General features: G+C 42.8%; 14 protein-coding genes. 3 read left to right on the top strand and 11 right to left on the bottom strand.

The window, feature by feature from the left end; genetic code table 11:
• Nucleotides 1-7: 7 nt before the first annotated feature.
• From H8S07_RS10285 to H8S07_RS10335, 11 genes are all read right to left on the bottom strand, one after another.
• Nucleotides 8-1,168 carry a hypothetical protein gene (locus H8S07_RS10285; protein ID WP_186855959.1) on the bottom strand — a complete coding sequence of 387 codons (1,161 nt, stop codon included), beginning with the start codon at nt 1,166-1,168 and terminating at the stop codon, nt 8-10.
• The gene (locus H8S07_RS10290; protein WP_186855960.1) at nt 1,165-2,286 is read right to left on the bottom strand and encodes a hypothetical protein; all 1,122 of its coding nucleotides are present in this window, start codon (nt 2,284-2,286) and stop codon (nt 1,165-1,167) included. Before H8S07_RS10290 ends, H8S07_RS10285 begins: the two co-directional genes overlap by 4 nt.
• The gene (locus H8S07_RS10295; RefSeq protein ID WP_021860134.1) at nt 2,283-3,188 is read right to left on the bottom strand and encodes an ABC transporter ATP-binding protein; all 906 of its coding nucleotides are present in this window, start codon (nt 3,186-3,188) and stop codon (nt 2,283-2,285) included. Before H8S07_RS10295 ends, H8S07_RS10290 begins: the two co-directional genes overlap by 4 nt.
• A complete protein-coding gene (locus H8S07_RS10300) occupies nt 3,163-3,960 on the bottom strand; it encodes a hypothetical protein (protein ID WP_186855961.1) in 798 nt (265 codons plus the stop codon). The genes H8S07_RS10295 and H8S07_RS10300 overlap by 26 nt, the downstream gene beginning before the upstream one ends.
• Complete coding sequence (locus tag H8S07_RS10305; protein ID WP_021860132.1) at nt 3,953-4,507, bottom strand: RNA polymerase sigma factor; 555 nt, start codon at nt 4,505-4,507, stop codon at nt 3,953-3,955. Before H8S07_RS10305 ends, H8S07_RS10300 begins: the two co-directional genes overlap by 8 nt.
• Nucleotides 4,508-4,681: 174 nt before the next feature.
• Nucleotides 4,682-6,043 (bottom strand): selenium-dependent molybdenum cofactor biosynthesis protein YqeB, encoded by a 1,362-nt coding sequence (gene yqeB / locus H8S07_RS10310; RefSeq protein ID WP_021860131.1) that lies wholly within the window; start codon nt 6,041-6,043, stop codon nt 4,682-4,684.
• Between the two features lie 105 nt (nt 6,044-6,148).
• Nucleotides 6,149-6,991 (bottom strand): selenium cofactor biosynthesis protein YqeC, encoded by an 843-nt coding sequence (yqeC, locus tag H8S07_RS10315; RefSeq protein WP_021860130.1) that lies wholly within the window; start codon nt 6,989-6,991, stop codon nt 6,149-6,151.
• 3 nt (nt 6,992-6,994) lie between these two features.
• Entirely contained in the window at nt 6,995-9,277 is a 2,283-nt protein-coding gene (locus H8S07_RS10320; protein ID WP_021860129.1) for a xanthine dehydrogenase family protein molybdopterin-binding subunit, read from the bottom strand.
• Complete coding sequence (locus H8S07_RS10325; protein WP_021860128.1) at nt 9,265-9,741, bottom strand: (2Fe-2S)-binding protein; 477 nt, start codon at nt 9,739-9,741, stop codon at nt 9,265-9,267. The genes H8S07_RS10320 and H8S07_RS10325 overlap by 13 nt, the downstream gene beginning before the upstream one ends.
• A gap of 1 nt (nt 9,742) precedes the next feature.
• Nucleotides 9,743-10,516: an FAD binding domain-containing protein gene (locus H8S07_RS10330; protein ID WP_186855962.1), complete on the bottom strand. Its 774-nt coding sequence runs from the start codon at nt 10,514-10,516 to the stop codon at nt 9,743-9,745.
• 162 nt (nt 10,517-10,678) lie between these two features.
• Nucleotides 10,679-12,094: a uracil-xanthine permease family protein gene (locus H8S07_RS10335; protein WP_186855963.1), complete on the bottom strand. Its 1,416-nt coding sequence runs from the start codon at nt 12,092-12,094 to the stop codon at nt 10,679-10,681.
• Nucleotides 12,095-12,398: 304 nt separating this feature from the next.
• On the opposite strand from H8S07_RS10335, the gene H8S07_RS10340 reads away from it, so the two are divergent.
• The 3 genes from H8S07_RS10340 to H8S07_RS10350 are packed head-to-tail and all read left to right on the top strand — an operon-like array spanning nt 12,399 to nt 14,299.
• A complete protein-coding gene (locus H8S07_RS10340; RefSeq protein WP_021860125.1) occupies nt 12,399-12,719 on the top strand; it encodes a PadR family transcriptional regulator in 321 nt (106 codons plus the stop codon).
• Nucleotides 12,716-13,399 (top strand): DUF1700 domain-containing protein, encoded by a 684-nt coding sequence (locus tag H8S07_RS10345; protein ID WP_207722417.1) that lies wholly within the window; start codon nt 12,716-12,718, stop codon nt 13,397-13,399. The genes H8S07_RS10340 and H8S07_RS10345 overlap by 4 nt, the downstream gene beginning before the upstream one ends.
• Before the next feature lie 3 nt (nt 13,400-13,402).
• Entirely contained in the window at nt 13,403-14,299 is an 897-nt protein-coding gene (locus tag H8S07_RS10350) for a DUF4097 family beta strand repeat-containing protein (RefSeq protein ID WP_118519489.1), read from the top strand.
• Nucleotides 14,300-14,701 lie beyond the last annotated feature (402 nt).

The raw sequence follows: 14,701 nt of genomic DNA on the forward strand, positions 1-14,701 counted from the left end.
TTCCGAACTACTTCAGTTCCCATTTCCGAAATCTTTTTTTCCCGATAAAATACGGCAGTAAAATCAGAATACCACATCCGAAAAGGCAGCAAAATTCACTTCCCGCAAACGAAAGCGTAAGATCATTTTCCATGAACCAGGCACCGCAGGTAATCCACAGTATTCCCGGATTACATATGGCAAGTACGATATCCAGAAATGTTGTCGTATGAACCAGAGCAGCCTGCACCGAACCCATCAGTAGTACACTTAAAACCAGAAATACAAGATAACTGTTTTTCAGGCAATACCATCCCGCACCTGCCAGTACACCCGCCAGAAGTGCAATTGCCAGGAACATTACAAGCGTCAGAAGCAGATAAGAACGCAGATTCACATTCCAGAATGTCACAAATGGATTAAGCATTCCAGACCTTGGTTCTGCCATCATGCTTGCAGAGACCGGCACCTTCCACAGCCCCTTAAGCGGCAGTTTTGCTAAAAACCATCCATAGCTTGCAAGCAATAACAAAGCACTGTATATCAGCCCGCTAAGAATACCACCGATCATTTTTAAATGCAATGTATCTTTTCCACATCTTGTTACGAATACCTGATCTTCTGTTTTCTGCACCCGTTCGTAATCCATCAGATACAACACCGAAAGAAAGACAAGTACTACAATTTCAAGTAGCAGTTTCTTTCCAAGTTTTCCAAATAATGTGCCATGTACAAAATAAACAATTCCCGGATAAAAATCCGCCTGGTCTGCGCCGCTTGCTTTAATTTCATCAGTTCTCTTCTGCAGTTTTTTATAATTATTCTCAATGAACTTCTGATATTTTCCAGTCGGTTCGTAACGGCTCATCTTTTCTTTTATTTTCATAATTTTAAGCATATCCAGATTATCATACAGCTTCCCATAAGCTTGCTTATATTCATTATAGACTTCTACGTCACTGTTCTTTTTTCCCTGTTCCTTCGCTTGTAATACACGATGCATTCGCTGCACCGATTTCTGGTCATCCTGCGAACCATATGCATTCTGCACGACAACTATATTTATCAGAAGGAAAGTAAGAAATACAAGCAGGACAAGCGGATTACGGAATATTTTCTGACATTCCAGAAATATGATCCGGTAAGTCAGTCTGATATTTTTTCCCCCTTTCTTATCTCTGTTTATCATAAAATATCCCTCTTTTCATCCCATCTGAGTCTGAAGTATACGACTAACACTGCAAGCACGGCACACCCTGTCAGAGCATATAACTCCCACATTTTCATGGAAAACATGTTGAACGAACTGCACAAACCTTCAAATATAACAGAACCTGCCGCGCCTGTTATTACACAGCCGGGGATAGACAATACCACTCCGGTAATATACCCCTGTGCAAGTCTTGCAAGTCCATAAATTAATGCCATTGCTGCGATGCAGAACAATAATACAAGGATCTCATATATTCCCATATACTGTCCGAATGAGATACCTTTAATCCAGCATTCTATACCTCTTGTCTCCCATGCCGGACACTGCCAGAAGATTCCCATGCCTTTTGCATACCACACAATTGTATATGCCAGAAGCTGCAGCACTCCAATGATCAGGCAACAGATGAATCCGCCAAGATACTGGATCGGATAAATCTCCCTTCCCGTTTTTGTTGTGCTATAGAGCGGCATCACACCGCGAATCCGTTCCCTCACATGATAAGCTACCAGAAGAACAGCATAACAGATCAATATCATTACCGGCATTTTGCTCATATCCGTCTGCAAAATATATAATGCGCCACTTCTTAACAGATTGACCTCCGGGCGGTCAGTTAAGGCAAAATCATCCAGCAGACTATTCGCATACTGGATCTGGAACATGATCTTTTCTCCTTCTGTCTCGAATGACGTGAAATCCATGATTGCTTCCTTTTCTTTCTGTTCTTTTTCTGACATCTGTTCATCCGTATAATCCGTAAGCCGGTCACGCTCTTTCATCATCGTATCAAAATCAGAAATTCCTGCCTTTATCAGGGCAGAATCTTCCCGGATCAGCTTTGTTGACTGTTTTTTCAAATCTTCAACTTCTTTTTCAATCTTTCCTTTCTCTGTGACCGGAAGTGTCGATCCATATTTACGGATCAGTTTAGCGGCATAGGGCATGTCATACGGCGAATCTGTACACTGACCACCTGCCGGATACAGATTCAGTTCAAAAAACATGTTATAAAATAACACGGTAAATAACGCAAGTAATAACAACAAACGGACAGATAACATCTTTTTACATTCCTGTATTAAAATTCTCACAGTATCACCTCCGTCTTCTCATCGCCATAACTTACGAGGAATACATCCTCCAGATTAGCGGCACACAAGACCGGTTTCCATTCTTCCTTAAGCTTTCCTGCCCTGGCAAACGAGCCGTCCGGATCATAATAGCGGACTTTCAGATAGCCATGCTCCTGTCTTGCTCCCAGCACCAGATACTGCTTTTCAAATAATGGAAATTCCTTCTCCGGAACTGCACATTCAAATATCTCGCCGTCCAGCTCGCTGCAAATATTTGCTACGGTGTCTTTCCGGTACAGCTTTTTATCCTTGATCATGATCACCTGATTGGCAATCGATTCAATATCCGACACAATATGTGTAGACAGAATCACAATCCGATCCCTTGACAGAGACGAAATCAGATTACGGAATCTTGCCCGTTCTTTCGGATCAAGCCCGGCAGTCGGCTCATCCAGAATAAGAATCTTCGGATCATTTAACAATGCCTGTGCGATTCCGACACGTTGGATCATTCCACCGGAGAATTTTTTCATTTTCTTATCTGCGTTTTCACTAAGCCCGACCAGCTCCAGAAGCGCCTTTATTTTCTCTTTTAATCCTTCTTTCGGTACAGCTTTTAATGCTGCCAGATAATTTAAATACTGCACAGGTGATTGATTTTTGTAATAACCGAACTGCTGTGGCAGATAACCGATTAGATCCCGGTAATTTTCTCCCATTTTCTGGATTTCTATTCCATCATATGTGATTGTACCTTCCGTTGGGTATAAGAGTGTAACGATCATCTTGATAAGTGTTGTCTTTCCGGCTCCGTTCGGTGCAAGCATTCCGTAGAGACCATCCTCCAGTTCGAGAGAAATATCGCGGACTGCACAGAATTTTCCATAATTTTTACTGATGTGCGACAACTGTAACATTTTCTTTCTCCACCTTTCCTGTTAAAACCACAAAACATATAAAGAAGCCTGCTGCCACTGCAAAATGAATTGCCAGCGGAAGCTCTGTCAACAGAATTTTGATCCATGCATATCTGCTCCACGCACTGAATACAGCTAAGATTCCCCACAGCACAAGCAAGACTCCAATTCCATAGCTCGATGAAAAGCGATGGTACAGATACAATGCAAAGACTGCAAAGAGGCACATGCTACTGACTCCGAGTGCGCTTAATTTCCAAAATATAGCATCTGCCTGTCCATCAAGCACCAAAAGTGTTCCTAAATTTATCAAAGCACTGACAAGACTTGCATAAAACATCCTGAGTCCAACAATGTAATGCATGGAATAATGCATGGAATTTATAAGTTCTGTCACTGCTTCCTGCTCATCTACCCAGCAGGACAGAAACGAAAAGCCCAGATACATTGCCGGAAATGCAAATAGCACAACCGCCATCTGTGTCTGCCTTGCATCTCTTGTTCCAATACTTAGAACCAGGACACCTATATAAAGTAAAATCATCACTACCCAGATCAGAGTGCATCGATAAAAAATAATCCCCAGTCCAGGTCCATAATATATTTTCTTTAACCGCTCAAACAGACTGTCCTTCTCCGGAAGCGCGCTTTGCAAAATTCTGTTTTTCTGCTGTTCCATTTCTGCCATATCCGGATATTCAACCTGTATCCGGCAGTTTTCTTCCAGCCATTCATTCCATTTCTGATCTTCCGATCTTTGTTTATCATTCATTATCCGCTACCTCCTTCCGAATCTGTGCAAGCATTTTATAATATCGCGTTTTCACTGTTCCTTCTGACAACTTCAGTACTTCTGCGATCTCTGCAAACGTCTGCTCTTCAAAGCAGTGCTTCTGAAAGATCTGTATCCACGGTTCATCGTAACGGACAATAACTGCCATCACTTCTCTTATCGTTTCCTGCCGGAGCACCTGTGAACTGATATCCGGACTTACTCCGGTATGTTCATATTCCTGCCCATAGGGTCCTTCCAGCTGACTCTTCCTGTATGCAAGACTTCTGTAATAATCGGTAATCTTATTTGATGCGATCCGGTAAATCCATGTACGGAAAGAGCCTTTCTTTTCATCAAAAGCCCGTATTCCTTTCAGTACAAGAATAAAGATTTCCTGGGTCAGATCCATGGCAAGTTCTTTGCAAGCAACCTGACGATAGGTATAGGCATAGATTTCTCGGTAATATCTTTCAATCAGAAGTCCTGCTGCTTCTTTGTTCTGTTTTTTCTTTATTTTACGGATCAAATGGTTGTCCGACTGCATGCAATATCACTTCCTTCTTATCCGTTCACTTATAGATACGAAATCTCCGCTAAAATAGTTTGAAATTTTTATAATTATTTTTTGAAAATCATCTGGCAGTTTCCTGTTTATATAATAAAAAGCGTCAGAACCGGCATAACCTTTTACCGAAACTGACGTTTTATCTGCGACAGATTACTGTCCGCTTAAATCTATATCTGTTTTCTGATCGATATCATGAAGTTCTTTCTTCGTTGTTTCGCAGATTATAACTTCATCCGGATATTTTTTCATAATCTGCCTGCCACCTGTGTCCCCTTCTAATTTCAGAAGCTCCTGAAAATATTTCTGATCCCACAGCACCGGATTTCCCGGTCTTCCATGCGTGCCGGCGCAGATGATCTTTCCCGGATACTGTACAGATACACCCATCAGTCTTCGCAGTGTTTTCGCTGTCAGATACGGTTGATCTCCTACCACGAATAGAATTTTCTTCACATCCGGCTTTTGCTCCATACACTTCTTCAATCCACACTGCAGAGAGTAAGCGATTCCCCACTCCGGATGATTATTTTCCGCAACGGCAATTCCTTGCTCTTTGGCCTCTTTCATGATCTGTGGAAATCTTGTGGAAACAACCTTTTCACACATCGGAAATTCTTTCAACACCTCAAAAATGTGCCGGAACATCGGACTTCCTCCAACCTCTGCCAGGAGCTTGTTCTCTCCATATCTGCTGGATCTTCCTGCTGCCAGCACAACGATTCCTGTCTGACTGCAAAAATATTGTTCGGCTACTTTATATGCCTGCATTCCAAGCAGATTGGATTTGTCCGAGATCTTATATACAAGCGATATGTCTTTTCTTGGATCTACATCCCCAATCTTAAGTCCCGTCTTTACATTTATACCTGCCTGCAGCATACCGCGGACAACGCCTGCCACTCTGGCGTACACCGGTTTTCCACCTGTGTATGCAACAATCTGCCCTTTTTCCACAATGTCACCGATCTTAGCCTTCGGTTCTATCTTTCCATCCCCGGATGCTTTTAAGAGGCGCTCGATACTGTATCCGCCGACAACTCCGGGTACACCGGTATTCGGAATCGGTGTGCTGTCATACAGAATCTTTCCCAATGTATCTCCACGCATAGTTTCAAGCGCCGCATAGCAGTCTTTTCCTCCGCAGAATCCCGGGCCAAGCCCGATCACGCAAGGGGCATCGCCCTTCTTCGTTCCTGTATTCCGTTTTGCAAGAATCGCATCCACTAACACATCCGGCTTATATACTTCCCGAATCTTCGCTTCCGGATCAACGATCACTGCGACTTTGCCGCTGCTGACTGCCTGCTGCATCTGACTTGCATCTTTTACAAGAACTGCTTCCATCTCTTCTACAACTGCACGTTTTTCATAGACAGTTCTGGAAAATGCCACCTGCCGCCGCACGGTAAGCGGGCATTCGATCTCTGTCATAACAACCTGATGCCCTTTTCTAAAAAAGGCGGCAGCTATACCTGTCGCCAGATCTCCCGCTCCTTTGATTAAAATTTTCATAGCTGCCTCCTCTCTTTATTTCTATTTTCAATCTTTATTTTCTGATCTATCTTTTATTTCCAGCATACCTTCTTTTGATTAGAAACTATTTTGTTGCTATAGATTTTATTTACTATATAACCAGTCGGTAATATGAACTGATTTTACTACAGAATGTGCTTGATTCTCAGAACATTCTCTTTCCCGCTCAGACATTTGCGCCTGCTCTATGATTGCTTCTGCAATCTTCCTTGCCAGTTTTTTCTGTTCCTTAGTATCTGCTTTATTCAAAATAATATGATATTCCATCTCATTGGTCACAGATTTTCTTCCGCCACACGGACTTAATGCAAGTTTTACCAGATCCTTCCATTCAAGTATCTCATCTGTATTTTTATTAAGAATCTGCGCCACATGCTCCGGACGACAGCAACATTCTTGAATCTGTTGCCCAATGCCATCCAGCCCATATACACTAATTACATGAGTTGTTCCCTTTAAAATGACCGGTTCGGTATCTCTCGGCGCTTTGACCGGCAGACATTTTGCTCCGTCTGCCTCCAGAAACATCCAAACATTTAAGTTTTCTACATTTATAAGAAAATCCAACGGAAAACTCCCCATTTTCTCTTTACTTATGGGGATTCCCATCCACACCGTACTTTTTTTTTCAAGTACACTTTTTATCTGCTCCAGATCCGCTTCTTTCACAAAACATTCTTCCGGTCCGGTCTGCATATGTGTTGTCGTAGACACAATATGCGGTATTTTTTCTGCAAGACACTCTTCCCGGAGTCTCCGGATAACAGTTGTCTTACCTCCGGCTCCTACAACACTGACTATGCCTGTCCTTTTTTTTTCCCACATCCTGGCCATCGGATTCGATACAGCTCCAGTCTCCAACGCTTTCCAGAGACTGTCTGTCCATTTCCATCCATTTTCATCTAAACTGTATATTTCGCCAGTCATTTTCTATTCTCCGTCCAAAAGTGCCATAGCAATTTTCTCACTGGTAATTGGAAGGTCTCTGTGCCAGCATCCGGTTGCGTTGTAAATCGCATGCGCAATTGCCGGTGCCGGAGTATTGATTACAATCTCTCCAATTGATTTTACACCAAATGGTCCAGTCGGTTCATAGCTTGGTCTGAATTCCACACGTAACGGTCCGTAATCTCTTCTTGTCGGGATCTTATACTGCATGAAGGAATTATTTATCATCTGACCTTTTTCTGTATATTGGATATTCTCATAAAGAGTCATTCCGATTCCCTGTCCAAGACCGCCTTCTGCCTGAACAGTTGCAAGATTCGGATTCACAACCGTTCCACAGTCGATGACAGACGCATAGTCCAAAACTTCCACATGACCGGTTGCTTTATCCAGCTCGATCTCGACTGCTCCTGCCATATATGGCGGTGGAGATACCGGCGAGGTGTGGCTTTCTGTAACCTGTAAAGCAAAGTCATTGAAACTCTGTGCTTTAAACCCGACTTCTTCTGTCGTCACAGATCTTCCAGTCTTTATATTGCGCACCTGATGACCTTCCAGTTCGACATCTTCTTCATCACATTCCATCATGAGCGCAGCCAGCTTACAGATTCTCCTCTCAAGCTCAGTACATGCCTTAACAACTGCCTGACCGGTAATATAAGTCGTACTGGATGCATAAGATCCGGAATCATATGGAGAATTGTCCGTATCCGCACCGGACACAAAAATCTCATCCGTCGATACATGCAGTACATCTGCTGCCATCTGTGAAAGAATGGTGTCACATCCGGTTCCCATATCTGCCGCTGCAATGGAAAGTTTGTAGCTGCCATCTTCATTTAACATTACAGTTGCCGATCCAACATCGACAAAGGAAATACAAGATCCCTGCATTGCCATCGCAATTCCTACAGAACGGACTTTTCCATTTCCCATGTCCCGGCATGGATATTTATCTTTCCATCCGATCATATCTGCCGCTCTCACAAGACATTCATCCAGACGGCAGGACTCCGCAGTCTCATCAAAATAAGCCGGCATTTTCATGCCCTGTTTTAATATATTCTGCATACGCAGTTCTACCGGATCACGTTTCAGAATTCCTGCCAGTTCATTGACCATGGATTCGAGTGCAAAAATTCCCTGTGTTGCTCCGTATCCGCGGTATGCACCCGCGGCAAGCTGATTCGTATAAACTACATCAAACGTATGGCGGAATGCCTCCAGATTTCCGGTATACATTGGAATGGACTTATGTCCGGTAAGCCCCGCTGTCGTTGGCCCGTGGTCACCGTAAGCTCCTGTATTCGACAGATTGTAAATATCGATCACACGAATCTTCCCGTCATTGTCTGCTCCAAGTCTCACAGTGACATCCATCTCATGCCTCGGTGAGCCTGCGATTTGACTTTCCACTCTTGTGTAGATCATCTTGGATGGTTTCTTTGTCATCCACGTTACAAATGCCGGATAGACTTCCGATACTGATGTCTGTTTCGCACCAAATCCGCCGCCAATTCTTGGTTTTATAACACGTATCTTACTCTTCGGGATGCCCAGAGCATTTCCGAGAATACGACGCAGATGGAAAACAATCTGGGTTGAGCTCAGTACAACCAGTCTGCCATATGTGTCCAGATAGCAGGCTGTCCGGAATGTCTCCATCATCGTCTGGTTCACTGCCGGAACATGATAAGTGTGTTCCAGTACGATATCACAGTCTTTAAACGTACCTTCCACATCTCCCTTTTCTTCCTCCATGTGGGCACATAAATTTCGCTTATTGTCTGCGCCAACCGGATACAGGGATTTCCAGCTGTCCTCCGGATGCACCAGTGTCTCGTTGTCCTTCGCAGTATGATAATCCAGCACTGCCGGAAGGACTTTGTATTTCACTTTTAACATCTTAAGTGCACGGTCTACGCATGCCTCGTCCTCACCAGCCACGATTGCAACCGGATCTCCGACAAAACGTACATGCCGATCCAAAATGAGCCGATCATACGGACTCCACTCCGGATACGTCTGCCCCGCCTGCGCAAAACGTTCTTTCGGGACATCCTCCCATGTATAAATAGCTTCAACACCCGGAACTTTTAGTGCGACCGTTTTATTGACTTCTTCTACGATTGCATTAGCGTGCGGACTTCTCAGAACTTTGACAATGAGACATTCCTTTGGCGCAAGATCATCGGTATATACCGGCTGACCGGTCACCAGCGCCATTGCATCTTTTTTGCGTACTCTTTTTCCTACTTCCCGCATGTCGCACCTCCATTTTTCCGATATTCCATAAATGCATGGATTCCCCGGAGCTGTCCTTCATATCCGGAACAGCGGCAGAGGTTTCCTGCCAGATACTGTTTGATTTCTTCGTCTGTCGGTTCTTCTTTCTCCCGGAACAGGGCGATTGCATTCATGATCATGCCCGGATTACAGAAACCACATTGTTCTGCTCCCTGATCGGCAATAAATCTTCCAAACTCTTCTGCCTCTTTCTGAAGTCCTTCCATTGTCTCCACTTTATGTCCATCCGCTCTTGCAGCCAGAACAGCACAGGACAGTACCGGTTTCTCGTCTAAAAATACAGTACACAAGCCACAGTTCGTTGTCTCACAGCCACATTTGACACTGTAGCATCCATGCGCACGCAGAAATTTGAAAAGCGTCATATCCGGGCTGATATCATCAACCACTTTTTTTCCATTTAACATGATACTGATGAGCATCCTACTTTTCCTCCTTTTCTACGTCTTTTATCTTGTCAAAGCATCGTGTGATCAACACCTCTGCCAGATGCGAACGGAATTTCGCCGATGCACGCATATTGCTGTCTGTCTTCACCTGCGCTGCCAGTTTCTTTGCTGACTCTTCACTTAAATCTCCGGCTCCAAAAAGCTCGGCTTTCATCGGTCTTGCTCCGACTGCCACACGGATCTCTTCCCCGGTCTTTGAAGCGGAAACCGCAAGAACCGGAAAATCAGTCTTCGTATTCCGATGTGTCAGATAAGCAAAATGTCCCGGCGTCTTTGCAATACGGACATTAACAAGAATATCATTATCACGTTTCATCTGTGCAAATTCTTCCAACGGAACAATCCCGCCTTTATAAAGCTCTACAGATGTATGCAGAGACAACAATACGGTCAGTACATCGGAAAAACCAAATCTTCCAAATACGCTTCCTCCGACGGTTGCTAGATTCCGGAACTGTACTCCTACGATATCCTGCACTGCATCCCGGATCGCATTTTCAAAATAATCATTCACCGCACTGTGAAGTTCCAGTTCACGGAGCGTCACCATCGCTCCAATAATAAATTCTGTATCTGTCTCTTCTATCGTATCCAGTCCGAGTCCGGACAGATCGATCGCTTTTTGCACCTGCACATCACTCATCCGCATCCAGAGCATTCCGCCAAGCACCCGGTTGCTGCGCTTCTGATTCAGTTCATACGCTTCTTCCAGACTGGCTGCTTTTACATATTCTTTTATTCGCAACATCTGTAAAACCTCCTGTTTAGTGGACATACTTTCTTTTTTCACTTAATTATACACTATCTTTTTCTGTTTTTACATAGAAAATCCCCTCGTTTCTTCTGTTATCCAGTGAACAAGGGGATTGCCCATTTCATTTTTTATTTGTCTGTCTGTTTTTATGTATAGTTATTCTTCTGCATCCGGCTTTGCTTCTTCATCTTTCGGCAATGCAATATTTAAAATAATTGCAACAAGTGCTGCCGGCACAATACCGGAGCCTCCGAAAATAAGCTGGATTCCTTCCGGTAATCCGGATAAAACAGCGCTGTTCGCGCCAATACCATATCCAAGTCCAAGCGCTACGGATACGATTGTAATACTTCTCATCGTCATCTTTTCTTTTGTGATCAACTGTATACCACTGATTACAATAGAAGAGAACATCATAACCGCTGCTCCACCAAGAACGCTCTGTGGCATAATAGAAATCAGTGCAGCCAGTTTCGGGAACAATCCGCACAGGATCAGGAAAATCGCTCCTGTAGCGAGCGCGAAACGGTTCACGATCTTCGTCATCGTTACAAGTCCTACATTCTGGCTGAACGATGTATTCGGCAGTACACCGAATAATGCAGCAAGTGTAGATCCGATTCCGTCACAGACAACGCCACCGGAAAGTTCAGAATCTGTTGCCTCTCTGCTCATACCACCTTCGATTACACCGGAGATATCTCCTACTGTCTCTACAGCAGTTACAATAAACATGATCATAACAGGGACAATCGCTCTTGCGTCAAATACAATTTTTATCGGCATAATTTTCGGAACTGCAAACCAGCTTGCCTGTGCAACTTTATCCCAGTTTAATACCCATGCTTTTGTATACTCCACACCATCCGCATCGATACCTGTCGTCGGAAGTACCACGCCCATAATTGCTGCAATGATATAACCCACAATAATACCTATTAAAATAGAAGATGCACTGGTCATTCCTTTTGTACCATGTTTTAAAACAATAATCACAATCAGTACAACCAGACCAAGGAGCAGATTTTCTACAGAGCCAAAATCTTTTGCTGAATTTCCACCGCCAAACGAATTCACACCAACACCTATAAGCGAAAGTCCAATAGACAATACAACTGTACCGGTTACAACTGCCGGGAAAAACTTACGAAGCGGCTTTAATAAAAATCCAAGCACACTCTCAAAAAGTCCGCCGATCACAGAAGCCCCCATAATGGCACCATATCCTAAGACACCTCCGCCCATCACACTGGCAACACTGCTGCAGACTCCGATAAATCCGGAACTGGTTCCCATGATGATCGGAACTTTTCCACCAATCGGTCCAATCGCATAAAGCTGAATCAACGTTACAACACCCGCGATCAACATCGCATTCTGTAAAAGCGCAATCTGAACGTCTGCAAATTCTGTTCCGGAGGCAATTCCACAGGCTCCTGTAATAATAAGAACCGGTGTCAAGTTACCTACAAACATTGCAAATACATGCTGCAGACCAAGGAGAATCGCTTTTCCCAGCGGAAGCTTCCCATAGAAGTCATACTCCGCTCCTTTGTTTTCTACTTCTTTCATTTCTTTAGTCTCCTTTTTGCTATATAATAGGCAGCCGACCACGACTGCCTTATTTTGACAACTTATTATAGCGCAATTTTTTTATCCTGTACAGATTTACATATTATTTTTCATCTGGAACAATATATATTTTTTTTATATATGCTATTGACATCCCATTTCTGTCGCTTTATGATATATATATAATTTATATATATAATTTTTATATATGATATCAGGTTACAAAAGTCTTACATTCATATGTGCCTGCACATAAGTAACTGGAAGACTTTTGTACCCCCCAATATTACAAGGAGGTATTGCAATGTATTACTTTCCAGTATCCGCTCTGCTGATCGAATATCTGATCCTTACAATCGTAGATTCCAGGGACTCTTACGGATACGAAATCAGCCAGACGATCAAACTGGTCGCTGATATTAAGGAATCAACCTTATATCCAATCCTGAAACGCATGGAAAAAGCCGGCTACGTCACAACTTATTCACAGGAATTTCAGGGAAGAAAGAGAAAATATTACTCCATCACTCCTTCCGGCAAAGAACAGATGAATTATCTGCATACAGAATGGAACGCTTACCGGGATACTATTGATGGAATTATAGAAGGGAGAATCAGACATTGAGTATCACAACAAAGAAAGAATACCTGGATCAACTGCATAAATATCTGAAGAAACTTCCACGCGAAGATTATGAAGATGCCATGGAATATTTCACTGAATACTTTGAAGAAACAGACGATGAAGGTGCACAGAAATTAATGGAAGAACTCGGCACGCCAAAGCAGGCAGCAAGAGATCTGATCGGCAATCTCTTAGACAAGAAAACAAATGCTTATCACACTTCTGCGCCCTCACCAAATGCATATAACACAACATCAGAGTTACCAAAGAAACGAAAAAATTCACATATTATCTGGATTGCATGTCTTGCACTCCTTGCAGCACCAATCGGGGGACCATTGCTTGTAGCTGCCGCAGTTGTTATCTTCTGCATCTTCCTCTGCCTTGCACTTTTGCTTTTCTGTGGATTTCTGCTTGTATTCTGCGGAATTATTGCAGGTGTTGTCATTGCCATCCGGGGAATTCTGGCGATTCCATTTTCTTCTGCCGGATTTGCCGTCGTTGCCGGAAGTGGGCTGCTTATACTGGGTGTCAGCATCCTGTCTGCTTTATTTATCTACTGGCTGTGTCGCCTGGCAGCCAGACTTTTTGTAAAACTTGCCAGACATCTGACTAACAGAACCAGTCATCGTCAGAATCTTTCCAATACTATTGGAACTACAGGAAAGGAGAGTCGATAAATTATGAAAAACTGGAAAAAAATTACACTCATCACTGGCACAGTCTGCACTATACTTGGATTTTTTCTTCTAATCTTCGGTCTATTTGCAGGTGGTATCCAATATCTGACATCCACTGATCTTGGCAGTTTTAATAATTCCGATAAAAGTGCAGCAAAAGTTCAGAAATTAGTTACAGAAGAACTTTCTCCATATAAAAACTTGGATGTATCTCTGGATTCCTTGAATCTGCAAGTGCGCTATTCAAAAGATAATACCTATGCTCTTTCATATAAAAATACTAAGACATCTAAAACGAAAAGCACCACTCCAATTACCTGGTCACAGTCCGGAAACACTTTAAAAATCCGTGAGCGTAATTTGAAAAAGCATACCTGGTTTCATATTGACCTTAACTTTCTGATCTGCCTTTTCGGAAACGATGATGAAAAAGAAGCGGTATCCGATGAAGATATGGTAACTTTATATATTCCGAAAAATGCTGCTTTTGACCAGATTACACTGGAAAACAATGATGGTAATCTGCTCCTTAACAATCTTAGAACCAGCCAAGGTATTATCCATGTCGATGATGGCGATATTATTTTCAAGAACTGTGCACTACGCAATACACTACTAACTTCTAATGACGGAGATGTTCTTAGTACCGCTACTACCTATTCCGGAAATACGGCAATCACATGCAAAGATGGAGATGTACTTTTCTATCGTGCAGCAGATGTATTGAAGCCACTTTCCCTGAAACTTGAAACGAACGACGGTGAAATCATTGTTCCTTCTTCATTTTCCGGAAAAGTAAAGGAAAAAGATGATAAAAGCATCTACCAGCAGAATGGCAGGGATGGATACGGAACTTTATCCATTCAATCAGAAGACGGAGATATTGTCTTACATGCTTAAAATCATATATGAAATACATGCTGACAATTCTTATCCGTTATATCCATGCTGAGCTATAAGCAGGAAGTCAAAATGTACGAAGTACTTTTACACTGTCATCTTCTCGTTTCCTATACATACATGCTTCGGGTAAATATTTTTGTTTTTATAGACACTTAAAACAATCCCAAGCATTGCATAGCATACGACAATATAGTTACCTCCCGCCGACAGAAATGGCAGGAATGTCATAACTGTCGGAAATGCACCTACGTTGAAAAACTCTGTTCTTCCTCCGGCAAGATAAGACAGGGGATTTCTGATAAAGTATTACCATTTTTTGAGCACTGGTACACCGCTCAATATATCTCACTTTTTGCAAAACTTTAAAAATTTCAAGTATAAAGAAACCCCCAAAGCACA

It is taken from the genome of Dorea hominis (genome assembly GCF_014287705.1).
Taxonomy (GTDB): domain Bacteria; phylum Bacillota; class Clostridia; order Lachnospirales; family Lachnospiraceae; genus Dorea_D; species Dorea_D hominis.

Bases quoted from the DNA above. Each gene is read 5' to 3' on its own strand.
- H8S07_RS10285 (WP_186855959.1), bottom strand. From the start codon at position 1,168: ATGATAAACAGAGATAAGAAAGGGGGAAAAAATATCAGACTGACTTAC.
- H8S07_RS10295 (WP_021860134.1), bottom strand. From the start codon at position 3,188: ATGTTACAGTTGTCGCACATCAGTAAAAATTATGGAAAATTCTGTGCA.
- H8S07_RS10300 (WP_186855961.1), bottom strand. From the start codon at position 3,960: ATGAATGATAAACAAAGATCGGAAGATCAGAAATGGAATGAATGGCTG.
- H8S07_RS10305 (WP_021860132.1), bottom strand. From the start codon at position 4,507: ATGCAGTCGGACAACCATTTGATCCGTAAAATAAAGAAAAAACAGAAC.
- yqeB (WP_021860131.1), bottom strand. From the start codon at position 6,043: ATGAAAATTTTAATCAAAGGAGCGGGAGATCTGGCGACAGGTATAGCT.
- yqeC (WP_021860130.1), bottom strand. From the start codon at position 6,991: ATGACTGGCGAAATATACAGTTTAGATGAAAATGGATGGAAATGGACA.
- H8S07_RS10320 (WP_021860129.1), bottom strand. From the start codon at position 9,277: ATGCGGGAAGTAGGAAAAAGAGTACGCAAAAAAGATGCAATGGCGCTG.
- H8S07_RS10325 (WP_021860128.1), bottom strand. From the start codon at position 9,741: ATGCTCATCAGTATCATGTTAAATGGAAAAAAAGTGGTTGATGATATC.
- H8S07_RS10330 (WP_186855962.1), bottom strand. From the start codon at position 10,516: ATGTTGCGAATAAAAGAATATGTAAAAGCAGCCAGTCTGGAAGAAGCG.
- H8S07_RS10335 (WP_186855963.1), bottom strand. From the start codon at position 12,094: ATGAAAGAAGTAGAAAACAAAGGAGCGGAGTATGACTTCTATGGGAAG.
- H8S07_RS10340 (WP_021860125.1), top strand. From the start codon at position 12,399: ATGTATTACTTTCCAGTATCCGCTCTGCTGATCGAATATCTGATCCTT.
- H8S07_RS10350 (WP_118519489.1), top strand. From the start codon at position 13,403: ATGAAAAACTGGAAAAAAATTACACTCATCACTGGCACAGTCTGCACT.